This is a genomic window from Leucobacter fengyongliangi (assembly GCF_050971685.1).
Taxonomy (GTDB): domain Bacteria; phylum Actinomycetota; class Actinomycetes; order Actinomycetales; family Microbacteriaceae; genus Leucobacter.
Genome location: NZ_JBPCEU010000012.1, coordinates 78,642 through 101,183, shown reverse-complemented (window position 1 = coordinate 101,183; position 22,542 = coordinate 78,642). Strand labels below are relative to the sequence as shown.

Genomic DNA, 22,542 nt, shown 5'->3' with positions numbered 1-22,542 from the left:
TTCTCGGCCATTCTCGAGCTCTCGAAAGGCAGACGACATGACCTATGTGATCGCGCTTCCCTGCGTTGATGTGAAAGATCGCGCCTGCGTCGACGAGTGCCCGGTCGACTGCATCTACGAGGGTGAGCGTTCGCTCTACATTCACCCCGATGAGTGCGTCGACTGCGGTGCCTGCGAACCGGTGTGTCCGGTTGAGGCCATCTATTACGAAGACGATCTGCCGAGCGAGTGGTCTGACTACTACAAGGCCAATGTCGAGTTCTTCGACGAGATTGGCTCGCCCGGCGGCGCGGCAAAAGTCGGCATCTACAACTTCGACCACCCCATCATCGCGGCGCTCCCGCCGCAGGGGGAGTAGCGTGCGCGGGCCCCTGCCCGACTACCCCTGGGATGCGATGGCGCCCTACGCCGAGCGGGCCGCGGCCCATTCCGGCGGGGCACTGAATCTGTCGATTGGCTCCCCAGTGGATCCGTCGCCCGTCTCCGTGCGGGAGGCGCTGGCCGCTGCAACCGACGCCCACGCCTACCCGGCGACCGCCGGCACCCCGCGCCTGCGCGAGGCGATCGCCGAGTGGTACCTGCGTCGACGGGGCGTCACGGTCGCCCCGAGCGCAGTGTTGCCGACGGTGGGTTCGAAAGAGCTCGTGGCGCTGCTGCCGTTTCTGCTTGGCCTCGGTGCGGGCGAGGCCGTCGCGTTTCCTCGCATCGCGTATCCCTCATACGCGATGGGTGCGGCGCTCGTGGGCGCTGATGCGGTCGCGGCTGACGATCCGGCCGAATGGCCTGAGCACACCCGCCTGGTCTGGCTGAACTCCCCGAGCAATCCCGACGGTCGGGTGCTGAGCATTGAGGCCCTGCGCTCCGCCGTCGTCCGTGCCCGCGAGCTCGGTGCCGTCATCGTCGGCGACGAGTGCTACGCCGAGTTTGGGTGGGATGCGCCCTGGACGAGTGAGCCCATTCCGTCGCTGCTCGATCCGCGCGTCGTGGGCGACGACCACCGCGGAGTGCTCGCCATCTACTCGCTCAGCAAGCAGTCAAACCTCGCTGGGTATCGCGCTGCGTTCTTGGCGGGCGATCAGCAACTGGTGGATCAGCTCCTCACCGTGCGCAAGCACGCCGGCCTCATGCTGCCCGCCCCCGTGCAGGCCGCGATGGTCGCGGCGCTCGGCGACGAGACGCACGTCGACACCCAGCGCGAGCTGTACCGTGCGCGCCGAGCCGTGTTGCGCCCGGCGCTCGAGTCCGCGGGCTACGCGGTCGAGGGCAGCGAAGCCGGGCTCTACCTCTGGGTGACCCGTGGGGTCGATGCGTGGCAGAGCGTGGCCGAGTTCGCCGAACTCGGAATCATCGTGGGGCCGGGCCCGTTCTACGGAGACCACTCTCCGAACCACGTCCGCCTCGCGCTCACCGCGAGTGATGCCGACATTGCCGAGGCCGCGCGTCGCGTCGCCGCGGGGCGCTAGGCGTTTAACCGCCCCAAGACCGCGCGATCCGCTGTTGCGCGAAACGCACAGAAATTGCGCATTTGTTTCGATATCGAGATAGTCTGGGGGTCGAGAAACCTAAAAACTCGCCGAAAGATTGCCGTGAAACGGCTAAGCTTGGAGAGTGCTGTGCTCCATATCAGGCGCACTGCACCCACACCGACCCCACGAGGAGACGACGTGACTGAATCGACTCAGGGCCAAAGCCTTGGTACCGCGAAGCTCACTGTGAATGGCCGTGAGGCGGAGTTCCCGGTGCTCACCGCGGCCGATGGCAACTCTGCCATTGACGTCAGCACGCTGACCAAGCAGACCGGTCTCACCGCACTCGACTACGGGTTCGTAAATACGGCATCTACCAAGTCGGCTATCACCTTCATCGATGGCGAAGAAGGCATCCTGCGCTACCGTGGGTACCCGATCGAGCAGTTGGCCTCCGGGTCCACCTTCCTCGAGGTTGCCTACCTGCTGATCTACGGCGAGCTACCCACGGCAGACGAGCTGGCCGCGTTCGATGGTGAGATCCGCCGCCACACCCTGCTGCACGAAGACATGCGCTACTACTTCGAGGGCGTGCCGCACACCGCGCACCCGATGGCCGTGCTGTCTGGTGGGTTGCAGACTATGTCGACGTACTACGAGAACTCGCTCGACACCGCGGTGCCCGAGTTCGTCGAAGTGAACACGATTCGCCTCCTCGCGAAGCTGCCCGTGCTGGCGGCCTACGCGCACAAGAAGTCGATCGGGCAGGCATTCCTGTACCCCGACAACAACCTGAGCTTTGTCGAGAACTTCCTGCGCCTGAACTTTGGCAACCGTGCCGAGAAGTACGAGATGAATCCGGTGCTCGTCGATGCGCTCGACAAGCTCCTCATTCTGCACGCCGACCACGAGCAGAACGCGTCGACGTCGACCGTGCGCCTCGTCGGCTCGACCGGGGCGAACATGTTCTCCTCGATCTCGGCCGGCATTAACGCGCTGTCGGGCCCGCTGCACGGCGGCGCCAACGAAGCGGTGCTTGACATGCTCGCGCAGATCCGCGACTCGGGTCAGAGCGTGCAGTCGTTCGTTGAGCGCGTGAAGAACAAGGAAGCCGGCGTGAAGCTCATGGGCTTCGGTCACCGCGTGTACAAGAACTACGATCCGCGTGCGCGCATCGTGAAGGAGAGCGCCGGAAAGGTACTCGCCGAACTCGGAGTGAATGATCCGCTGCTGGCGCTCGCGCAGGAGCTCGAGCAGATCGCTCTCGAAGACGACTACTTCAAGGAGCGCAAGCTCTACCCGAACGTCGACTTCTACACCGGCGTGATCTACAAGGCGATGGGCTTCCCGACCCGCATGTTCACGGTGCTGTTCGCGATCGGTCGTCTCCCCGGGTGGATCGCGCAGTGGCGCGAGGCGCACGAAGACGCGCAGACGAAGATCGGCCGCCCGCAGCAGCTGTACATCGGCAGCCGCGAGCGCAACCTCGACCGCTAGACGCTCCGGGGGCCGCGGCCAGCTGTGCTGCCCACGGCCACCTGCGCCATGAGCTATTGGGTTTTGGTCACCACCAAATCCCCCCAGGCACCACCTGATCTCCCAGACCCGGCAGAATGACCTTCAACCGGTGGATCGCGCTCCAAACAGCCGGTTGAAGGTCATTCTGCAGGATGGGGGGGGTGGGGCGGAGTGCCCCGCCTACGCGTGCAGCGCGGCGTTGAGCACGATCCCGTGGCCGGTGCGCGGCAGGGCCTCAACGGCCCCCGTCATCGAGTTGCGGCGGAACAGCAGGTTCGGCACACCCGAAAGCTCGTTCGCCTTCGTGTCCACCGGCTCGCCAGCAGACTCGACGGTGCCGTGCGGCAGTCGCACCTTGGTGCCCGCCGTTACGTACAGCCCGGCCTCCACCACGGTGTCGTCACCGATCGAGATGCCGATGCCCGAGTTCGCCCCGAGCAGCGCGCGCTCGCCCACGCGCACGCGCTCGGTTCCGCCACCCGAGAGGGTTCCCATGATCGAGGCACCGCCACCGATGTCCGAGCCGTCGCCCACAATCACGCCCTGTGAGATGCGACCCTCCACCATCGAGGCACCGAGCGTGCCCGCGTTGAAGTTCACGAACCCCTCGTGCATCACGGTGGTGCCGGGGGCGAGGTGTGCGCCGAGGCGCACGCGAGACGTGTCGGCGATCCGCACACCCTTCGGCACGAGGTAATCGGTGAGCCTGGGGAACTTGTCGAGCCCCACCGCGGTGATACCGGCCCGCTTCAGCACTGGCAGTCGCCGCGCATAGTCGGCCGGCAGCATGGGCCCGGCCGTCGTCCACGCGACGTTCGGCAGCGCCCCAAAAATGCCGTCGAGGTTGAGGGTGTTCGGCTGCACCAGGCAGTGCGAGAGCAGGTGCAGACGCAGGTACGCGTCCTCGGTGCTCGCGGGGGCCGCGTCGAGATCGATCTCGAGATTGACGAACCGCAGCTCGACACCGCGCGTCTCGTCGCGACCGGCGAGCTCCTCGAGGTCGGTGGGTGCGATCAGTGGATCGCGATCCGCCGGGCGATGCCCAAGCTCAGGGGCGGGAAACCAGGCGTCGAGCGTGGTGCCGTCGGAAGCGATGGTGGCGAGGCCTGCGGCCCAGGCGAAGCGCGATTCAGTCATGCCTCTAGGGTAGTAGGGTGAGCAACTCCCCAGAAACTCTCGACCTTGATCCCGCAGCTTGCCCGGTCGAACTGACCCGGCAGCTGTGCAACATCGCATCTGTCTCGGGCGACGAGCGGCGCATCGCCGACGCGGTCGAGCGCCTGCTGCAGGGTGCCCCGCACCTCCACGTCACCCGCGATGGCGATACCCTGATCGCCCGCACTGAGCTGGGGCGAGCGCGCCGCGTCGTGATCGCCGGCCACCTCGACACGGTGCCCATCAACGACAACCTCCCGGTGCGCGATGTGCTCGACCCGGCAACGGGCGAGGCTGTGATCTGGGGTCGCGGCACGGTTGACATGAAGGCCGGGGTTGCGGTGCAACTCGCGCTGGCGCTCGAGCTTGCCGAGCCAACGGCCGACCTGACCTGGGTTTGGTACGACCACGAGGAGGTCGCGAGCGACCTGAATGGGCTGGGCCGCGCGCTCGCCCACGCACCACACCTGTTCGCCGCCGACTTTGCAATTCTCGGCGAGCCCACGAGCGGCACCATCGAGGGCGGCTGCAATGGCACGCTGCGCGCGCGGGTTACCCTGCAGGGTACGCGCGCGCACTCGGCGCGCAGTTGGATGGGCGTGAACGCGATCCACCGAGCCTCGGAACTGCTCGGCAAGCTCGCGCGCTTCGAAGCGGAGATAATCACCGTCGACGGCCTCGACTACCGCGAGGGCCTGAACGCCGTGCGTGTTTCGGGTGGGGTTGCGGGCAACGTGATTCCCGACCGCTGCGATATCGAGGTGAACTATCGCTTCGCACCGAGCCGGTCGAGCGACGAGGCGGTCGCCTTCGTGCGTGCGTTCTTCGCCGATGCCGACGAGGTTGAGATCGTGGATCTCGCGCCCGGGGCGCGCCCCGGCCTCGATGCTCCGCTCGCGCAGAGCCTCGTGCGCGCGGTCGGTGCTCAGCCCACCGCGAAGGTCGGGTGGACGGATGTCTCGCGCTTCTCTGCGCTCGGAATACCCGCGGTGAACTTTGGGCCGGGGGATCCACTTCTTGCGCACGCCGACGACGAACGGGTGTCGACTTCGCAGATTGAACACACGTTTCAGGCGCTCCGAACCTGGCTCGCCGGTGAATTGTGACAAGAGTGGGCACTGAGGGTTTCCCTCGTCTATCTCTCAACCGATACAATTGAGACACCGACGCACAAGCAAGGAGATGCAATGGCGGCAATGAAACCGAGGACCGGCGACGGCCCGATGGAAGCGGTTCGAGAAAGTCGTGTAATCGTAGTTCGGGTTCCGCTTGAGGGCGGCGGCCGTTTGGTTGTTTCTGTCAATGATGCAGAGGCCAAGGAGTTGCGCGACGTGCTTTCTGCTGTCGTCGACGGCTAAATAACAAGATCCAAATATGAACGAAACCCCTGCCCGGTGGGCGGGGGTTTCGTGATTCCGTGAGGCTCTGTGAGCATTCAGAACGCGGTCACACCTCGATGCGCGTGAGCATCAGCAACCCGTCACCCGCAGGCGAAAGCACCGGGGCGATAGCGGGCGACTCAGCGACGGTCGTGAGGAGGTCGCGCATATTCTGGGTCACCTCGTCGCGAGCGGCGGGATCGGTCACGCGGCCGTGGGCGAAGGCATTCGGCACCAAGACGGTGCCCCCGGGGCGTACGATCTGTAGTGCATGCTCGAAGCAGTCGAGCAGATTGGCCGCGTCTGCGTCGACGAGCACCAGGTCGTACGAGCCGAGATTCAAGCGGGGGAGCACCTGCAGCGCATCGCCCTGAATCAGGCGCAGGTGGGCTGAGGGCACCCCGGCTTCAGCGAACACGGTGCGGGCCTGGCGCAGATGCTCGGCCTCGATCTCGATTGAGGTGAGGGTTGCCTCGGGAACGAACCGCAGCAGCGACAGGCCGCTCAACCCCACTCCCGTGCCCACCTCACAAATGGCGCGCGCGCGGGTCGCCGCGGCCAGGCCCGAGAGCTGGGCGGCCACCGCACGACTCACCGGCTCGACACCGATCTCGAGCGACAGCCGACGGGCGCGTACCTGAGCCTCAGACTCAGTGGGGTACTGCTCGGCGTACTGCCAATTGCGTTCGAGCCGGCTCAAGGTTCCTCCGTGATGATGTGTTCGTCGTGCGAATGCCTCTACGTTACCGCCCGCGTTGGCGCCTGGGATGGCGGCGCGCGGCCGAGTCGGATCGGGTGGGCCCGCTGCACTACTATGGCTTCATGGGCTTGACGATCGACAAGATCCTGGTGATCCTCGTGATCGCCATGTTCGTGTTGGGTCCAGAGCGCTTGCCCATGTACGCGAAGAAACTTGGAGAGCTGGTACGCAGTGTCAAGCGCATGGCCGACGGCGCGAAGGATCGACTTCGCGACGAGATGGGCCCCGAGTTTGACGAGGTCGATTGGAAGCAACTCGACCCGCGCCAGTATGACCCGAGACGCATCATTCGTGACGCGCTGCTCGAAGACCAGAAGGAAGCTCAGACCGAGGCCAGGCGCAGCCGTGCCGCGCAGGCGAGCCAGACACGTCGTATCGGCGGCGGCCCCGTCGCGGCTGCGTCAGACGTAACGGGCGCAGTCGCTGCCAGCGGACTTTCTCAGGACAACCCGGGTGGTCCCCTCAACTTCGACGAGGAAGCTACGTGACCGGTAGCGCCATGCTCGATCCCGAAACACTGGCGAACGAGTCCATTTCGCGTGTGCTCGAAGAGAACGCCTCTCTGCAGCGCACCCTGGATGATCTGGGTTCCGCAGTCGATGCACACTCGATCGTTGCCATCACGGATCGTCGCGGCGTGATCCTTGAGGCGAACAGCAAGTTCGTCGAGCTGTCGAAATACACCCGCGAAGAGCTGATCGGAGCGCCGCAGAACATCGTGAACTCGGGCCACCACCCGCGTGAGTTCTGGAAAGAGATGTGGGCGACCATCGGCCGCGGAAACGTGTGGCAACGCGAGCTGTGCAACCGTGCGAAAGACGGCAGCGAGTATTGGGTTGCCACCACGATTGTGCCGATGCTCGACCAGCGGGGCAAGCCCGAACGCTACATCGCGCTTCGCACTGACACGACCAAGCTCCACGCGGCCAGTAGACGTATGCGTGATCTGGCATACCGCGATCCACTGACCGGGCTCTTGAACCGCACCGCCATGCTTGAACGCCTGAACGAATGCACAGCGGGGAGTTCGACGGGGTACCGGGCATTCGTCACGGTGGCGCTCGAAGATCTCGGGGTGTTGAACGACGCGTTCGGATACCCGGAGGGTGATCGGCTGCTGCTGCACACCGCAGAGCGTTTAATTGGCATGCAGCCACGACCCGCCGAGGTCGCGCGCATCGACAACGCGGGGTTTGCGCTGATGTTCGATCAGCTGGGCGAGGACCGAGAAGAGGCCGAAGCGCAGGCGATGATCCTCGCAGAACAGGTCGTGTTCGAGGTGGGCACCACGATTCGGCTCGATCTCGGCTTCTCGCTGGAGCCCGCGGTGCGAGTGGGGTTTGCTCTGTGTGGCGGTGGTGAAAACCAAAGCGGGGCGGAGGTATACCAGCAGGCAGAAATTGCGCGGCGACGTGTTTCGATGTCGCGCGGCACGCATCAGCCCAGCAAGTTTGAGCCCGAGATGGTGGAGGAGATCCGCGATCGAACCAAACTGCTGCTCGAGCTCCGTCACGCCGTCGCACACGATGAGTTGCGACTGTATCTGCAACCCATCGTTGATATTGCAGGAACGGTCGAGGCGTACGAAGGCCTGGTGCGCTGGCAGCACCCCGAGCGAGGCCTCGTGCCGCCTTGCGAGTTCATTCCGCTGGCCGAGCAATCGGGGCTGATCGTTGATCTGGGCACGTGGGTGCTGCATGAGGCGTGCCGGATACTTGGCGAGTGGGCACAAGACGAGGCGAGGCAGCACCTGACCCTGTCGGTGAACGTGAGCGAGCGACAGCTCAACCCACGAAACTTTCCCGATTCCGTGCGCGCAGCGCTTGCCCGGCACGGCGCGCCGGCGGATCGACTCAAGGTCGAGGTGACCGAGAGCCTGATGCACGACGACATTGAGCGCTCGATTCAGGTGCTCGATGAGCTGCGCGAGACCGGGGTGCAGGTTGCCCTCGACGACTTCGGCACCGGGCACTCGTCGCTGAGCTACCTGGTTCGGCTGCCGGTCGATCAGTTGAAGATCGACCGTTCATTCGTGCTGCTCATCACCGAAGACAGCAACGGCGCGGCAATCGTGCAGGCGATCGTTGATCTTGCCCACGTGATGCAACTGAAGGTTGTGGTCGAGGGGGTCGAGACGCGCGAGCAGTTTCTCTTGCTGCGCGAACTCGGCGTCGACTCGTTTCAGGGGTACCTGTTCGGTCGGCCCGCGCCGCTTGCTCAGATCTCTTAAGGCAGCGGATCAGCGCGCGTCGCGCACCGAGACGCCCAGGGGCTTGCCCGCGAGCCCGCGGCCCTGCGCGGCGAGCACCCCGGCGATGCGGTTGAGCTCGCGCGCGGCGGGGTCGTGCGGCAGCTCGAGCACAGCCGGCTGACCGGCATCTCCGGAGGCGCGAAACTCGGCGCTGAGCGGGATGCTCCCGAGCAGCGGTACCACTCCGTGTTCGTCGGAACTCAGGCGGTCGGCAACGAGCTTACCCCCGCCGGTACCAAACAGATCGAGCACCGTGCCGTCTGGCTGCGCGAGGCCCGCCATGTTCTCGATCACGCCGCTCACCCGTTGCCCCGTCTGCCTCGCGACGAGTGCGCTGCGCACCGCAACGTCTGCCGCAGCCTCCTGCGGGGTGGTGACGACGAGCACCTCGGCCTGCGGCAGCAGCTGGCCCACGCTGATCGCCACGTCTCCGGTGCCGGGCGGGAGATCGAGCAGCAGCACGTCGAGGTCGCCAAACCACACATCGCAAAGAAACTGCTCAATCGTGCGGTGCAGCATCGGACCTCGCCACGACACGGCCGTCTGCCGGGGGTCGGAATCGCCCAGGAACATTCCGATCGAGATGACCTTCACCCCGTGAGCTACGGGAGGCAGGATGAGATCGTCGACGCGGGTCGGCTGCTCCACCCGCCCGTCGTGGCTGAGGCCCATCAGCGACGGAATAGAGAAGCCAAACACATCAGCATCAATGAGACCGACGGAAAGGCCACGCGCAGCGAGCGCGGTTGCGAGCGAGACCGTGACCGATGACTTTCCCACGCCGCCCTTGCCGCTCGTCACGGCGATCACTCGGGTGAGTGAGGCGGGACCAAACTGCGACACGCGCTGGGCGCGGGATCCACGCACTCGGTCGGTGAACTCCGCGCGCGCAGCGGGCGACATCACATCGACATCGATGTGCGCGCCCGTCACGCCGGGGGCTGAGAGTGTCGCTGCTCGAGTGTCTGCCTCGATGCGTTGTGCTGCCGGGCAGCCGGCAATCGTGAGCGAGATACCGACGGAGGCGATGCCCGAGTCGTCGACGGTGACCCCGCGTACCATGCCGAGGTCGGTGATAGGGCGAAGGATTTCCGGATCCCGCACGCCGTCGAGCGCGCGCCACACTGCCTGCTCGGTGGCAGTGGCCGACGAGCGATCAGCGAAGTGGATCATCGATCCCTGTGCCGGGTTCAGTCTCTGCGGTATCTGCGGTGTCATTCTTCGGCGAGTCGTCGTTCTGCTCTCGGAAACCCGTACCGATCTCTTCGGCCTGGTCTGCATGCGCAGAACGCTCGGTAGCCTGTTCCTGGCGATCGATCTCGCGCTCCAGCTCGAGGTCGGCCAGGAGCGCCCGGAGCTCGGCGCGCACGAAGTCGCGGTCGGGAAGGTCGCGGAGCGCGATCCGCAATGCAACTACCTCACGCGCGAGGAACTCTGTGTCGGCGAGGGCGCGTTCGGCGCGCTGCCTATCTTGTTCGATCTGCACCCGGTCCCGGTCATCTTGGCGGTTTTGCGCGAGCAGGATCATCGGGGCAGCGTACGACGCCTGCAGGGAAAGAATCAGCGTGAGCGCTGTGAAACCGAGTGCTGCAGAATCGAAGCGCCACGGCTCGGGCGACATCGTATTCCAGGTGAGCCATGCCAATGCGAACACGGTGAGGCCGAGCAAGAACCAGGGCGTACCCATACCGCGGGCGATGCCTTCGGTCCAGCGGCCGAAGCGTTCGTTGCCGCCCCCGTCGCCACGGCGAAACAGACCAAAGCGGCGCTCGGTGCGGCTGTTCGGGCTGGTCGGGGAGTCGAGAGCGGCCCGGCGCCTTGCCGGATTCATCGGTGCGCTCCGGGCAGCGGCGTATCGTCGACCGCGTGGCGCCAGTCGTCGGGAAGGAGATGATCAAGTACGTCGTCGACGGTCACGACACCCACCAGTCGTTGTTGATCGTCAATGACGGGCAGCGCCACCAGGTTGTAGCTGGCGAGGCGCCGCGCGACCTCGGCTGCGCTGGCGTGCACCGACACCGGTTCGATCTCGGTGTCGATGAGCGCAGACATGCGCTCGTGCGGCGGATAGCGCAGCATGCGCTGGAAGTGAGCCATGCCAACGTACTCGCCGGTAGGGGTCTCATAGGGTGGGAGCGTGACATAGACCGCGGATGCCATCGCCGCAGGAATTTCGGTTCGGCGGATCATCGCCAGACCCTCGGCGACACTCGACTCGGCAGAGAGCACTATCGGCGACGGGCTCATGAGGCCACCTGCGGTGTCGGAATGATACTTGAGCAGTCGCCGCACGTCTTTGGCTTCCTCGGGCTCCATGAGTTCGAGGAGTTCCTCGCCCTTGGCTGCGGGGAGTGCGGCAATGAGGTCGGCCGCGTCGTCAGGCTCCATTTCGTCGAGAACATCGGCGGCGCGGTGGTTCGAGACTTGCCCGAGGATCGCAAGTTGGTCGGTCTCGGTCATTTCCTCGAGAGCATCGGCAACCAGGTTGTCGGGCAATTCCGTCACGACCTCGATCATGCGGGCGTTCGGTAGTTCAAGGAGCGCCTCTGCAAGGTCGGCGGGTTTCAGATCGACCAGGGTCTGAATGAGAGATTCTGCCGACTGGGCGTTCGCCGAGTCTGTGGGGAGTCGTAAGTCAGCCCAGCGCACGATGCGGGAGTCGCCGCGCGCGAAGGGGGCCGCCGGCTTGGGCAGTCGCACGAACACCTCGGAAACGATCCACTCGCCCGAGCGCGTGCGATCGATCGCCGCGTCTTCGATCGTGGCGACGCCGGCGACATCCGCCAGGTGCACCTCGCGGCCCATCATCTCGGCGATCATGCGCGTCTCACCCAGTCGCTGCTCGAAGCGGCGCACATTGATGAGACCGGTGGCGATGATCTGGCCCGCACCGATCGACGTGATGCGCCCGATCGGAACAAATACGCGACGTTTGCCCGGGATCTCAACGATGAGCCCCACGACCCGGGGGGCCGCGGCTGCGCGGTAGACCACGAGGACGTCACGGACCTTGCCGATGCGGTCACCGACGGGATCGAATACGCCCCGGCCGGCGAGTCGACGCACGAAAATTCGCGAACTGCTCACAGGTCAAGACTAGTCGGGTTGCCTGGCTGACTCACTGGGCCAGACCCCAGTGTGCCGAAGTTGTTTTCGCGTGCTGCCTCCCTACGGAATTCAAGTGGGAGAGGCATGCTTGCTTTGTCGGGTGCTCAATGAGAGGGAGGGATGCTTTTTGGGCCCAAATCGGTGCTCGCGGGTCGTGAATGTCGGTGGTGCCTGGTTGACTGTACATATGTTCGAAAATGATCTCACTCGCGACGAAGCCGGGTCCGCTGGCGCTGCCGGTTCGGCGCCCGGCGCGGGTGACGCGCGGGCCTCGCGGGTGCGATTCGTTGCCCCGGGGGGTGGCGGCGCGAATGCGGGCCGTGGTGGGCGCGGGAAGCCTGGCGGGCCCGGTCTGATCCACGATTACGATCTGGTGTTGCTCGCCGGGTACCGTGACGATTGGGTCGCGGCGACGAAGCGGAAGGCCGAGGCGGAGGCTGATCAGGCGCGGGCGCTCGCGAAGATCGTCGCACTGTCGCAGCATGTGCGCGAGGAGGTGGCGCCGGGGGCTTCGGATACTCACGATGTGGTGTTGCGGTCGTTCGTTGCGGAGTGCGCGACCCGGGTGCAGGTGAGTGACCGTGCATTGCTTGAGCAGTGCTCGCAGGCATGGAATCTCGCGACCCGGTTCCCGACCGTGTTGACGGCGTTGGGGGTGGGGCAGATCACCACGGCGCATGTGCGCGCGATCGTCGCGGCGGGGGCGCAGCTGCCGGGCGGGGCCGAGGGCGCCACGGTGCGGGCCGGGTTTGAGGCGCGGGCGCTGGAGCTTGCGGGCGAGCTCACCCCGGGGAGGTTGCGTACGAAGTTGCGGCAGGTCGCAGAATCGCTCAACCCGGTGTCGCTCGACGTGCGCCACGAGGTGGCGGTGGCGTGCCGTCGGGTGTGGGTGCGGGAGCTTGAAGACGGGATGGCGGAGATCGGGGCGGAGGTCTCGGCGGTGCTGGCGTATGGCATTTTCGATCGTCTGACGCAGGGTGCACGCGCCACGAAGCGTGCGATCGGTGCGACGGGGGCCGCGGATCCTGATGTGGATGTGCGGGGCATGGATCAGCTTCGCGCCGACATCTTCGCCGATTTGCTGCTCACGGGTGTGACCGGAAGCCCGTGCGAGATCGACGCGGAGCGGTGTGCGGGCCTCGCCGATGATGACGAATCGGGTGCGGGTGCGGGCGGTAGTGCTGGCGGTGGTGCTGGGGGTTGCGGTGCGGGTCACGGTGATGCTGATGCTGATGCTGATGCTGGTGCTGGTGCTGGTCGTGTTGGGCGGGCTCCGACGCATCGGGCCGGGATCTTGGGTGTTGCCCCGACGATCACGGTGTTGCTTCCCACCGGGGAGCACGCTGAGCATGCAACCCTGTCGGGGTACGGGCCGATCGACGCGGTCACCGCGAGGCAGCTCTCCGCGGTCGCGCCGGGCTGGAACCGTGTGGGCCTCAACGAAGACGGTGGGGTGACAAGCACCGACCGGTATCGGCTCACGGAAGCGATGCGGCGCACGCTCGAGGCCCGAGACCAGCACTGCCGGTTCCCAGGGTGTCGAATGCCGACCCACTTCTGCGATGTTGACCACACGGTGGAGTGGATGAACGGTGGGAAGACCAGTCTCGAGAATCAGGCTTTCATGTGCAAACGCCACCACGCGCTGAAACATCCCGACTTGCTGGACACGGCACGCTGGTCGGTGCGGCAAGAACCGGGTGGCACGCTGATCTGGACGAGCCCCCTCGGGGTGGATCATCCCGACCGCCCCGAGTACGCCTATGCCGGGTCGGCATCGGCATCGGCATCGGCATCGGCGCCGCCGCCACCGCCGCCACCACAGCCGGCACCACCGCCGCCACCGCCGCCACCACCGCCACCACAGCCGGCACCACCGCCAGCACCGCAGCAACCGCCACCAGCACCGACATCGCCGGCGCCACCGCAACGGCCACCAGAATCGGGCCAGGGGAGAAGTGCACCAACTGAGTGTTCCGAATCGCCTCCGGGGTAAGGCTGTGGAAGAACTGCGTCATCTGAGGGTTCCGAAGGGCTCCGGTAGCACTAACGAAGCGCCGCCGGTGCGATGACCGAGCCTGCCTGATGAGAGTCAAGTCTCGGAATTATTGGGGAAGGACCAACTCGGGCCAGTGTGCTGGAACCTCAGCGTTTGCATTTTGTGTCGCAACGAACCCTGTATTTGCCTCCCCAACGAACCCTGGATCTGGCTTCGTAACGAAGCCTTGTATCTGGCCCCGCATCGAACGCCGCATCTGGCGCTTTACGAGTCGAGGATCACCTGTTTCACCTGTCCTGCTCCGGAATGTGGGGCCGGCGTGGGAGAATCGCGGCATGAGCAATTCAAATCCCGGTGCAAAGCGGCGCCTGCCGCAGATGCCCGAGCTGCCCAAAGGTGAGGTCATCTCCACCTACGATCACTACGCAGACGCGATGCACGCTGTCGATCGCCTCGCGCGTGCAGACTTTCCCGTGAATCAAGTCTCGATACTTGGGAATGACGTGCGCAGTGTGGAACGAGTCACTGGAAAGCTCACCTATGGTCGCGTTGCGCTCATGGGAGCGCTTTCCGGTGCATATCTCGGCCTATTTCTCGGTCTCCTGCTATTTATCTTTCAACCGGAAAATTCGGCGATATTCGGCGTCTTTCTTTCTGCGATAGCAATTGGCGCGGGATTCGGAATGCTTTTCGGCGTGCTCTCTTATGCTATGAATCGAAATAGAAGAGACTTTTCTTCAGTTATGCAATTCGTTGCGACAAGATATGACCTCATTGCTTCGCCCGCTTTGGTGCATCAAGCGAGAGAAATTCTGGCGAGAAGCAACGATTAGTGCGCAGCCTCGTATTTCGCGAGCAGCGCGGCCGGAATTCTGCCCCGGTCAGACACCTCGAAGCCCTGTGCGCGCAACCAGGCACGTACCCCCTTCAGATCGGCACTCCCGCTGGCGCTCGAGTTGGCGCGAACTCCGGCGCGCGATGAGGCGCGAGAAGAACTCCCGACCTTGCGTGCGGCAGCGAGATAGCTAGACAATGCTGCACGCATCTCATCGGTGTGCTCGTCGGTGAGATCGATCTCGTAGTCCACACCGTCGAAGGCGAACTTCACAGTGCGGCCCGCGCCCGGAACAATTTCAGTGCCGTCGAGATCGTCGACGAGGATTTCAGTAATTCGCTTTGCCATGAGACACCCTGTATTTTATTCGTTCGAGCGAAAGTCGCAAAATGTATCGGAATTGCCTCATCAGGTGATGAGTTGGATACATAGATTAGGAATGAGTATAAGGGAACTCGGAATTCACGCGCGGATTCACCGAATCATTCCTCCTGATGCGCAGAAGTGAATTTACTCTCCGGGTGTGCGACGTGAGCGAACCCATTCCTCGACGGCCTCGGGAGTGCGGGGAATCGCTGCAGAAAGATTGATGCTGCCGTCTTCGGTGACAAGAATGTCGTCTTCGATGCGCACCCCAATGCCGCGATACTCGGCGGGGGCGGTGAGATCGTCGGGCTGGAAGTAGAGCCCGGGCTCGATCGTGAACACCATTCCCGCCTCCACGATCCCGTCAAGGTACATTTCTCGCCGTGCCTGCGCGCAGTCGTGCACGTCAAGTCCCAGGTGGTGGCTCGTGCCGTGCACCATGTAGCGGCGGTGATAGGGGGTGGTGTCGCCGGTCGCGGCTGCGGGCAACAATCCCCACTCGCGGGTCTTTCGCTCGATCACGCGCATCGCAGCATCGTGCACATCACCAAAGCGGATCCCGGGCCGCACGATGGCTCGCGCCGCGTCCGCCGCCTCGAGCACCGCTTCGTACACTCGGCGCTGCACCTCGGTGAAGGTGCCCGAGATCGGCACCGTGCGCGTAATGTCAGCGGTGTAGAGGCTGTCCATCTCCACCCCGGCATCGAGCAGCAGCAGCTCGCCGTCGCGCACCTCGCCATCGTTGCGCACCCAGTGCAGGGTGCACGCGTGGTCGCCTGCCGCCGCGATCGTCTCGTACCCGACGGTGTTGCCCTCAAGTCTTGCGCGCTGGTTGAACACGCCCTCGACGACGCGCTCACCGCGGGGCGCCTGCGCGGCCCGGCCGAGGGCGCTGAGCACGTCATCAAAGCCGCGGGCGGTCGCGTCGACGGCCGATCGCAGCTCGCTCACCTCGAACTCATCTTTCACGAGCCGCATCTCGGATGTCACGCGCGCCAGCTCCGCGTCAGCCAGTGTTCGATCATGGTCGTTGTCGACGAAGGCATCGAGCGGTGCGGTTGCGAGGCCAAGGTCGGCCGCGACCTGGGCGAGCGAGGGGCGGTTCCCGATCCAGAACTCTCCGATCTCGGAGTTCGCGAAGAACTCGTCGGTGTCGCGGCCGGCGCTCTCGCGGAAGTACAGCGTGGCGGTGTGGGTCTGCGCCGATCCGCCATCTGATGCAGCCTCAGCCACCGGGTCGAGCACGAGGATCGCGCCGGGCTCGGCATCGCTGCCCCAGCCCGTGAGGTGAGCGAACGCGCTGTGGGCTCGAAACTGATAGAACGTGTCGTTTGAGCGCTGCTTCATGACGCCCGCCTTGATCACGAGCCGCTCACCGACGAACTGGGTTCCCAGGGCAGCACGTCGCCGCGCGGCAAACCCTGCCGCCGGGCGCTCGGTGGGAAGCTGCTCGTTACGCTCGGCCCAGCCAGACATGACGTAGGCGAGAAATCCCTCCCCGCCCGGGGTCGTGCTCCGGCTGCTGTTGTCGATCTCTGCCTCGTGAGTGGCTGCCTCGTGCGTGGTTGCCTCGTGCGTGGCTGCCTCGGTCTCGCTGTGCGTCATGCCTTCCATCTTCCCACTGGTCGCTGAAGTGGCACCCAGAGACAATACGATGGGGGAATGAGCACACGGTTGCGGGCTGACGGGATTTCGTCGCAGCCCATGCGTTTCGACCTCCACACGCACTCCGTGCACTCCGACGGCACGACGACCCCGACCGAGATCTCGCACCTCGCGGCATCGCTCGGGCTTGGCGGTTTCGCCCTCACCGACCACGACACCACCGAGGGCTGGGAGGAGGGGCGCGTCGCGGCCAGCGCAGCGGGTCTCGAGTTTCTGCCCGGCATGGAGATCACCACGAAGCACGAGGGCCGATCCACTCACCTGTTGGCCTATGGGATCGACCCGAGCCACGACGATCTCACCGCCGCGCTCGCACGGGTGCGTGAGTCGCGGGTAGGGCGTGCGCGCGAGATGGTGCGCCGTCTCGCCGCGGATTTCGACATCGTCTGGGAATCGGTGAACGCAGAGGGGTCAGTGCGAACCGTGGGGCGACCCCACATTGCCGACGCGCTCGTGGACGCGGGATACTTCGCAGATCGCTCGGCAGCCTTCGCCGATGTGCTGCACCCGGGATCGGCATATTACCTACCCACCTACGCGATCGACACGGTCGAAGCGATTCGTATGGTGCGCGATGCCGGGGGGGTCGCCGTGCTCGCGCACCCGGCCGCGGGCCGTCACCGTCGGGCGGTCGACCCGTCGGTACTCGAGATTCTGGTCGAGGCGGGTCTTTGGGGTATCGAGCTCGACCACCCCGAGAATCGACGCGAGTGGATCCCGGTGCTTGCCGACTTCGCCGATGCACATGGGCTGCACGTCACCGGGGCGAGCGACTATCACGGCGCGGGGAAGCCGAACCGGCTCGGCGAACACACGAGCCCGGCAGCGATCTGGGACGCGATTCGCGCCCAGGTCGCTGCGCCGCACTAGCCGACCCGGTTCGGTTCAGTCCGCTCTGCCGCAAAGCAGGGTTCAGCGGGAATGCCGGGAAGCGACCGACCCGCTGAACCTCCTCGGGCCGGTGCCCGAGTCTCTGCTCTACCTATTCGGTGCTCTACCTATTCGGTGCTCTTCCTATTCGGCGGAGCTTTCAGTGGCCTGCGCCTCACTCGTGCCGCTCGCGGGTGCCTCTCCGGCACCGGTGTTGCGGCGGCGACGCCTGCGCCTGCGCGCCGAGGTCGAGGTGCCTTCGCCCAGGGCGATGGCCTGAATCGCTTCGCGATCCGCGCCGGGCTCGCCGGTTCCCTCACTGTCGTGACCGTGACCCTCGTGACCGTGTGCCTCGTGACGACCGCGCCCCTTTGGGTTCGCGCTGCGCGTGCGGCTACGGGTGCGACTGGCGGAGCCTGATCCGCCCTCTGACGGACCTGCTGAATCTTCTGAACCATCGCGAGCCGACCCGCCGCGAGCCGACCCGCTGCGAGTTGAACCGCCGCGAGTGGAGCCGCTGCGACCCTGGTCGCTGCGTGGTGCGCGCTCCTTGATCGGCGTCGCCTTGAGGCGGCCCTTGGTGCCCTCGGGGATCTTCAACTCCTCCATGAAGTGCGGGGAGGAGGAGTAGGTCTCGCGCGGCTCGGGGATGCCAAACTCGAGCGCGTTGTTAATGAGCGCCCACTTGTGCATATCGTCCCAGTCGACGAAGGTGACCGCGATGCCGGTGCGCCCAGCGCGTCCCGTGCGCCCCACCCGGTGCAGGTAGGCCTTCTCGTCTTCGGGCACCGTGTGGTTGATCACGTGCGTCACGTCGTCAACGTCGATGCCGCGAGCCGCGACATCGGTGGCGATGAGGATCTCTTTCTTGCCGGCCTTGAACGCGGCCATCGCGCGCTCGCGCTGCTCCTGGTTCAGGTCGCCGTGCACGCTGACCGCTGCGAAGCCGCGATCGGTGAGTTCTTCCTGCAGCCTCGCTGCGGCACGCTTGGTGCGCATGAAGATCACGGTCTTGCCGCGACCCTCGGCCTGCAAAATGCGACCGATGATCTCGTCTTTGTCGAGCGAGTGCGCGCGGTAGATGATGTGCTCGATGTTCGCCTGCATCTGCCCCTCGTCGGGGTCAGTCGCGCGAATGTGGATCGGGTTTTTCATAAAGCGGCGAGCCAGCGCGACGATCGTGCCCGGCATCGTGGCCGAGAAAAGCATGGTGTGGCGCACCGGTGGGGTCTGCGCGAACAGCTTTTCGATATCGGCGAGGAAGCCGAGGTCGAGCATCTTGTCGGCCTCATCGAGCACCATTTCGCGCACATTCTTGAGATCGAGGATGCGCTGGCCGGCGAGGTCAAGCAGACGACCCGGGGTGCCGACGACGACCTGCGCGCCGTCTTTCAGCTGATCGATCTGGCCTTCGTACGCCTTGCCGCCATAGATCGGCACGATCTTGGTCGCGCGGCCCTTGGCGGCGAGCTCGAGGTCTTCGAACACCTGCACCGCAAGCTCGCGGGTCGGTACGACCACGAGGGCCTGCACACCGGGCCCGGGCGCATCGCCGAGGCGCTGCAGCAGCGGAAGGCCAAACCCGAAGGTCTTGCCGGTGCCGGTCTTGGCCTGCCCAATGATGTCTTGGCCCGAGAGCGCAAGCGGAATAGTTTCAACTTGGATGGGAAACGCGTCGATGATGCCGGAAGACGCCAAAGCGTCGACCAGGTCTTGTTCGACGCCGAGTTCAGAGAACGTGGTCACGTGAGATCCTGTCGGTAGAGCTGTTGCTACGCGCTGACTGAGCCCTACGCGTAGCGCGCCGCTGCTCCTCGGCAGTGGCACCAAATGACGTGCAGGCGAGAGAAAGAGTCGCCTGCTTGCCCCAGTCTATGCGGTGGGCATCTGCATGCGCCGGTACACTGGCCAAGTGTTCGAGTGGATCAAGGGGCTGCGCAAGCCGAAGGTGCCCGCGCGCTTGTCAGGTGTGCGAAACGGTGACGTCGATGCGGTGCGCGTTGAGCTTGCGGAATTTGCCCCCGGAATTCTGCCGTTTCTGGGTCTGACCGCCTACCTGCAACTCGAACTCTACGAGGCCTCTGCGACGGCCGTCGCTGGCGCACCAAACCTGCAAGCCAAAGAGGTGCTCGCCCGCGTGGCTGGGGTGAGTCTGCATAAACACCAGAAGCTCACCGATGAACTTCGGCGCCGCGGGCACGAGCCGCATAAGGTGATGACGCCGTTCACCGAGGTGATCGATAGCTACATCGATCGCATTGAGGTGCGCGACTGGCACCAACACGTGCTCTCCATTTACCTCGTGGGTGGGCTCTTCGACGGGTTCTTCGCGGCGCTCGCCGGGGGCCTGAAAGACAGCTATCGCTCCGATGCCGTGTCGATTTTGCGCGATTCGACCGGGCGTGACGAGCTGGCCGAGCTGCTTTCCTCTGAGATCGCCGCGGATCCGACGATCGCCCACCGCCTGTCGCTCTGGGGCCGCAGGCTTGTCGGCGACACGCTGCTCGTCTCGCGCGCGGTGCTCACGCTGAGCGAGAAGCGAGAGTTCGTGGCGAGTGAGGTCGAGCCGGTCTTCACCGAACTGATTGCAGACCACACCAGGCGCATGGACAGCCTGGGTCTGACCGCCTAGGTGTTCGCGACCGAGGGAGTGCCGGTGGGGTTTTCGGGGGTGGATCAGCCGCAGTTGCAGTGCCGCTACTTTCGCGCCGATGAGTGTCGCTCGTGTTCGCTCATTGAGACTCCATATGCCAGGCAACTTGCCGAGAAGTTCGAGCGTTGCCGCGCACTTCTTCCCGCCATTCGCGAGGATGCCTGGCTCGAGCCCTTCTCCGGCGGCGATCGCGGGTTTCGCAATCGCGCCAAGCTCGTGGTGGGGGGAGCCCCCGGCCACGTCACGCTGGGTATCCTCGGGCCAGAAGGCCGCGGCGTTGATCTGCGCGAGTGCGCGATCCAATCTCCTGGCATCGCCTCAGAGCTTCCGGCGCTCGCCGAGTTGTTGAACGCGCTCGGCATCGAGCCCTACGACGTGCCCGCGCGGCGCGGTGAGCTCAAGTTCGTGCACGTCACGGAGGCGCCAGCCGATCCACTGGCAAATGGGGGCGGCGAGCTGATGCTGCGGTTCGTGGTGCGCAGTGAACACGGGCTTGCCCTGCTGCGCTCGGCGCTGGCCTCGATTCGCCGCGCCCTGCCGCGGGCAACGGTCATCTCGGTGAATCTCCTGCCCGAACATAGGGCGGTGCTGGAGGGAGAGCGCGAAGAGATGCTGTTCGGCACCTCGCTGCCGATGCGACTCGGACCGGTCACCCTGCACCTGCAGCCCCAGAGCTTCTTCCAGACGAATACCGCGGTCGCGCGCGCACTCTACGCACAGGTCTCCGGGTGGATCGACGAGATCGGCCCCGCCTCGGTGTGGGATCTGTACTGCGGTGTTGGCGGCTTCGCTCTGCACTGCGCGGGCCCCGGCCGCGAGGTGCTGGGCGTCGAGCTGAGCCCCGCCGCGGTGAGCGCGGCGACGCGATCCGCAGGTGAAGCCGGTCTCGACGCACGCTTTGTGGCCGGCGACGCAACCGAATTTGCGTTAGCCACGGCACCCGGCGAGCTGCCTGATACGCTCATCGTGAACCCGCCCCGGCGCGGGATCGGACATGAACTCGCGTCGTGGATCGAGGGGTCGGGCATGGCCCACGTTGTCTACTCGAGCTGCAATCCCGAGTCCCTTGCGCGCGATCTCGCCGCCATGCCCGCTTACGTCGTGCGGGAGGCGCGAGTCTTCGACATGTTCCCGCATACCCGGCATGTCGAAGTCGCGTGCCTGCTCGAAAGCAGATAGGAAGAGACTGTGCCAAAGCGTTTAGTGTGCAGTGGGTGTGAGCAACTCCCGAAGCTCGTGTTCTCCGAATCCGATGTCTACGTTCACCTGCCAACGGATCGACACCTCGTTCTCGTCGAGCGGGAGCTCACGGCACACGGCTACTCCTTCTCCCGGGTTGACGGCGGATTGCTCGTCCCTGCGGTCGACTTTGAGAGCTTTCTCGGGTTCCTGAGTTCCTCCGTGTTTAACACGGTCGAGAAGAAAGACGTGAAGGTTCTTCCGCTGCAACGAGGCGAGGCATTGAGCTTCGCTGCGATCCGGAATCTGAAGAGTCTCTCGGAGTGGGAGATCATTGCGCACGGCCAGGATGTCGTGTCGATCATCGATGAGGCCCGCATCAAAACCCTGTTCCAGCCGATTATCCGGGCGGAGACGGGCGAAATATACGGCTACGAGGCGCTGAGTCGGGGCATCTTGCCCGACGGCAGCATCATGAGCCCGGCCCGCCTGTTCTCTCAGGCGAAGGCGATGGATCTGCTCTTCTACCTCGATCGCGCGTGTCGCGAGGCTTCCCTGCGTGCCGCGGCTCGGCAGGGGATCACCCGGAAAATTTTCATCAACTTCGTGCCCACGGCAATCTACGAGCCAACACTCTGTTTGCAGACGACGGCGCGCGTGCTCGCCGAGGAAGGGCTCGATTCCGAGCAGGTGGTGTTCGAAGTCGTTGAGACCGAGAAGGTGGAGGACTTCGGCCACCTCAACCGCATTCTTGATTACTATCGCGACAAGGGATATTCCACCGCGCTCGATGACATCGGTAGCGGGTTCTCCGATGTGGGAACGCTCCTGCAGCTCCGACCCGACTACATGAAAATTGACATGGAGGTCATTCGCGACATCCATCTCCATCCGCACAAACAGGAACTGCTCGACGTGTTCATCGAGAACGGCAAGAAGATCGGCCTCAGCATTCTCGCCGAGGGGATTGAGACGCTCGAAGAATACCGTTATCTGCGCGAGAGAGACGTTGACCTGATGCAGGGGTACCTCTTCGGGAAACCCGAAGAGGTACCAGTAGCAACGGTGAGGATGCCCGAATAACGGGTAGCTGGGCTAGTTGACGAACCCCACGCGACGACCTGAATCTGAGCCGAGCTCGACGTAGGCGATCGCGGCGGTGGCGACGAGGTAGTGCTTGCCCTTGGAATCGGTGAAGGTCACGAGCGGCTCGCTGCCTGAGATGGCCTTCCCCACGAGTTCCTGCAGTTCGGCGACTGCGACGTTCGACTCGAAGCTCAGTTCGCGAGGGGAGTGGGTGATGCCGATACGAACTTCCACGGGTGCCTCCTGGGGTGA

General features: G+C 64.9%; 22 protein-coding genes. 13 read left to right on the top strand and 9 right to left on the bottom strand.

The window, feature by feature from the left end; all coding sequences use genetic code 11:
* Positions 1-37 precede the first annotated feature (37 nt).
* The 3 genes from fdxA to ACR0R4_RS10180 all read left to right on the top strand — a co-directional run bounded on the left by fdxA (position 38) and on the right by ACR0R4_RS10180 (position 2,963).
* Positions 38-358 carry a ferredoxin gene (gene fdxA, locus ACR0R4_RS10190; protein WP_433647289.1) on the top strand — a complete coding sequence of 107 codons (321 nt, stop codon included), beginning with the start codon at positions 38-40 and terminating at the stop codon, positions 356-358.
* A gap of 1 nt (position 359) precedes the next feature.
* Complete coding sequence (gene dapC / locus ACR0R4_RS10185) at positions 360-1,463, top strand: succinyldiaminopimelate transaminase (RefSeq protein ID WP_433647288.1); 1,104 nt, start codon at positions 360-362, stop codon at positions 1,461-1,463.
* Positions 1,464-1,664: 201 nt separating this feature from the next.
* Positions 1,665-2,963, top strand: coding sequence for a citrate synthase (locus ACR0R4_RS10180; protein WP_433647286.1), 1,299 nt, complete (start codon positions 1,665-1,667; stop codon positions 2,961-2,963).
* Positions 2,964-3,164: 201 nt separating this feature from the next.
* Here ACR0R4_RS10180 and dapD read toward each other — a convergent pair whose 3' ends face one another.
* Positions 3,165-4,121, bottom strand: a complete 957-nt coding sequence (gene dapD / locus ACR0R4_RS10175; protein WP_433647285.1) for a 2,3,4,5-tetrahydropyridine-2,6-dicarboxylate N-succinyltransferase — start codon at positions 4,119-4,121, stop codon at positions 3,165-3,167.
* 17 nt (positions 4,122-4,138) lie between these two features.
* On the opposite strand from dapD, the gene dapE reads away from it, so the two are divergent.
* Together dapE and ACR0R4_RS10165 are read left to right on the top strand one after the other, a co-directional pair.
* The gene (gene dapE / locus ACR0R4_RS10170) at positions 4,139-5,245 is read left to right on the top strand and encodes a succinyl-diaminopimelate desuccinylase (RefSeq protein WP_433647284.1); all 1,107 of its coding nucleotides are present in this window, start codon (positions 4,139-4,141) and stop codon (positions 5,243-5,245) included.
* Between the two features lie 81 nt (positions 5,246-5,326).
* A complete protein-coding gene (locus tag ACR0R4_RS10165; protein WP_433647283.1) occupies positions 5,327-5,497 on the top strand; it encodes a DUF3117 domain-containing protein in 171 nt (56 codons plus the stop codon).
* Positions 5,498-5,585: 88 nt separating this feature from the next.
* Here the strand turns inward: ACR0R4_RS10165 and ACR0R4_RS10160 are convergent, their stop codons facing one another.
* Positions 5,586-6,218 (bottom strand): O-methyltransferase, encoded by a 633-nt coding sequence (locus ACR0R4_RS10160; protein ID WP_433647282.1) that lies wholly within the window; start codon positions 6,216-6,218, stop codon positions 5,586-5,588.
* 122 nt (positions 6,219-6,340) lie between these two features.
* On the opposite strand from ACR0R4_RS10160, the gene ACR0R4_RS10155 reads away from it, so the two are divergent.
* Both ACR0R4_RS10155 and ACR0R4_RS10150 read left to right on the top strand, forming a co-directional pair.
* Positions 6,341-6,766, top strand: coding sequence for a twin-arginine translocase TatA/TatE family subunit (locus ACR0R4_RS10155; protein WP_433647314.1), 426 nt, complete (start codon positions 6,341-6,343; stop codon positions 6,764-6,766).
* Positions 6,763-8,508: a putative bifunctional diguanylate cyclase/phosphodiesterase gene (locus ACR0R4_RS10150; protein ID WP_433647281.1), complete on the top strand. Its 1,746-nt coding sequence runs from the start codon at positions 6,763-6,765 to the stop codon at positions 8,506-8,508. The genes ACR0R4_RS10155 and ACR0R4_RS10150 overlap by 4 nt, the downstream gene beginning before the upstream one ends.
* Before the next feature lie 9 nt (positions 8,509-8,517).
* Here the strand turns inward: ACR0R4_RS10150 and ACR0R4_RS10145 are convergent, their stop codons facing one another.
* From ACR0R4_RS10145 to ACR0R4_RS10135, 3 genes are read right to left on the bottom strand one after another with little or no spacing between them, the layout of a single operon-like run.
* Positions 8,518-9,702 carry an Mrp/NBP35 family ATP-binding protein gene (locus ACR0R4_RS10145; protein ID WP_433647313.1) on the bottom strand — a complete coding sequence of 395 codons (1,185 nt, stop codon included), beginning with the start codon at positions 9,700-9,702 and terminating at the stop codon, positions 8,518-8,520.
* Complete coding sequence (locus ACR0R4_RS10140) at positions 9,686-10,360, bottom strand: DUF1003 domain-containing protein (protein ID WP_433647280.1); 675 nt, start codon at positions 10,358-10,360, stop codon at positions 9,686-9,688. The genes ACR0R4_RS10145 and ACR0R4_RS10140 overlap by 17 nt, the downstream gene beginning before the upstream one ends.
* Positions 10,357-11,616, bottom strand: a complete 1,260-nt coding sequence (locus ACR0R4_RS10135) for a magnesium transporter MgtE N-terminal domain-containing protein (protein ID WP_433647279.1) — start codon at positions 11,614-11,616, stop codon at positions 10,357-10,359. Before ACR0R4_RS10135 ends, ACR0R4_RS10140 begins: the two co-directional genes overlap by 4 nt.
* A gap of 208 nt (positions 11,617-11,824) precedes the next feature.
* Between ACR0R4_RS10135 and ACR0R4_RS10130 the strand changes: the two genes are divergently transcribed.
* Entirely contained in the window at positions 11,825-13,633 is a 1,809-nt protein-coding gene (locus ACR0R4_RS10130) for an HNH endonuclease signature motif containing protein (protein WP_433647278.1), read from the top strand.
* Positions 13,634-13,971: 338 nt separating this feature from the next.
* Positions 13,972-14,469 (top strand): YflT domain-containing protein, encoded by a 498-nt coding sequence (locus ACR0R4_RS10125; protein WP_433647277.1) that lies wholly within the window; start codon positions 13,972-13,974, stop codon positions 14,467-14,469.
* On the opposite strand, the gene ACR0R4_RS10120 is transcribed toward ACR0R4_RS10125, so the two are convergent.
* Together ACR0R4_RS10120 and ACR0R4_RS10115 are read right to left on the bottom strand one after the other, a co-directional pair.
* Positions 14,466-14,819 carry a histone-like nucleoid-structuring protein Lsr2 gene (locus ACR0R4_RS10120; protein ID WP_433647276.1) on the bottom strand — a complete coding sequence of 118 codons (354 nt, stop codon included), beginning with the start codon at positions 14,817-14,819 and terminating at the stop codon, positions 14,466-14,468. The genes ACR0R4_RS10125 and ACR0R4_RS10120 overlap by 4 nt on opposite strands.
* 162 nt (positions 14,820-14,981) lie before the next feature.
* Complete coding sequence (locus ACR0R4_RS10115) at positions 14,982-16,451, bottom strand: aminopeptidase P family protein (RefSeq protein ID WP_433647275.1); 1,470 nt, start codon at positions 16,449-16,451, stop codon at positions 14,982-14,984.
* Between the two features lie 48 nt (positions 16,452-16,499).
* On the opposite strand from ACR0R4_RS10115, the gene ACR0R4_RS10110 reads away from it, so the two are divergent.
* Positions 16,500-17,372 (top strand): PHP domain-containing protein, encoded by an 873-nt coding sequence (locus ACR0R4_RS10110; protein ID WP_433647274.1) that lies wholly within the window; start codon positions 16,500-16,502, stop codon positions 17,370-17,372.
* A gap of 144 nt (positions 17,373-17,516) precedes the next feature.
* On the opposite strand, the gene ACR0R4_RS10105 is transcribed toward ACR0R4_RS10110, so the two are convergent.
* Positions 17,517-19,118, bottom strand: a complete 1,602-nt coding sequence (locus tag ACR0R4_RS10105) for a DEAD/DEAH box helicase (RefSeq protein ID WP_433647273.1) — start codon at positions 19,116-19,118, stop codon at positions 17,517-17,519.
* Positions 19,119-19,284: 166 nt separating this feature from the next.
* On the opposite strand from ACR0R4_RS10105, the gene ACR0R4_RS10100 reads away from it, so the two are divergent.
* The 3 genes from ACR0R4_RS10100 to ACR0R4_RS10090 are packed head-to-tail and all read left to right on the top strand — an operon-like array spanning position 19,285 to position 22,287.
* Positions 19,285-20,004: a ferritin-like fold-containing protein gene (locus ACR0R4_RS10100; RefSeq protein WP_433647272.1), complete on the top strand. Its 720-nt coding sequence runs from the start codon at positions 19,285-19,287 to the stop codon at positions 20,002-20,004.
* Positions 20,005-20,028: 24 nt separating this feature from the next.
* Positions 20,029-21,204, top strand: a complete 1,176-nt coding sequence (locus tag ACR0R4_RS10095) for a methyltransferase domain-containing protein (protein WP_433647271.1) — start codon at positions 20,029-20,031, stop codon at positions 21,202-21,204.
* A gap of 9 nt (positions 21,205-21,213) precedes the next feature.
* Positions 21,214-22,287, top strand: a complete 1,074-nt coding sequence (locus ACR0R4_RS10090; RefSeq protein WP_433647270.1) for an EAL domain-containing protein — start codon at positions 21,214-21,216, stop codon at positions 22,285-22,287.
* 12 nt (positions 22,288-22,299) lie between these two features.
* Here ACR0R4_RS10090 and ACR0R4_RS10085 read toward each other — a convergent pair whose 3' ends face one another.
* Positions 22,300-22,524 (bottom strand): DUF3107 domain-containing protein, encoded by a 225-nt coding sequence (locus ACR0R4_RS10085; protein ID WP_433647269.1) that lies wholly within the window; start codon positions 22,522-22,524, stop codon positions 22,300-22,302.
* Positions 22,525-22,542 lie beyond the last annotated feature (18 nt).

Bases quoted from the DNA above. Each gene is read 5' to 3' on its own strand.
- fdxA (WP_433647289.1), top strand. From the start codon at position 38: ATGACCTATGTGATCGCGCTTCCCTGCGTTGATGTGAAAGATCGCGCC.
- dapD (WP_433647285.1), bottom strand. From the start codon at position 4,121: ATGACTGAATCGCGCTTCGCCTGGGCCGCAGGCCTCGCCACCATCGCT.
- ACR0R4_RS10165 (WP_433647283.1), top strand. From the start codon at position 5,327: ATGGCGGCAATGAAACCGAGGACCGGCGACGGCCCGATGGAAGCGGTT.
- ACR0R4_RS10155 (WP_433647314.1), top strand. From the start codon at position 6,341: ATGGGCTTGACGATCGACAAGATCCTGGTGATCCTCGTGATCGCCATG.
- ACR0R4_RS10145 (WP_433647313.1), bottom strand. From the start codon at position 9,702: ATGATCCACTTCGCTGATCGCTCGTCGGCCACTGCCACCGAGCAGGCA.
- ACR0R4_RS10140 (WP_433647280.1), bottom strand. From the start codon at position 10,360: ATGAATCCGGCAAGGCGCCGGGCCGCTCTCGACTCCCCGACCAGCCCG.
- ACR0R4_RS10130 (WP_433647278.1), top strand. From the start codon at position 11,825: ATGTTCGAAAATGATCTCACTCGCGACGAAGCCGGGTCCGCTGGCGCT.
- ACR0R4_RS10125 (WP_433647277.1), top strand. From the start codon at position 13,972: ATGAGCAATTCAAATCCCGGTGCAAAGCGGCGCCTGCCGCAGATGCCC.
- ACR0R4_RS10120 (WP_433647276.1), bottom strand. From the start codon at position 14,819: ATGGCAAAGCGAATTACTGAAATCCTCGTCGACGATCTCGACGGCACT.
- ACR0R4_RS10115 (WP_433647275.1), bottom strand. From the start codon at position 16,451: ATGGAAGGCATGACGCACAGCGAGACCGAGGCAGCCACGCACGAGGCA.
- ACR0R4_RS10110 (WP_433647274.1), top strand. From the start codon at position 16,500: ATGAGCACACGGTTGCGGGCTGACGGGATTTCGTCGCAGCCCATGCGT.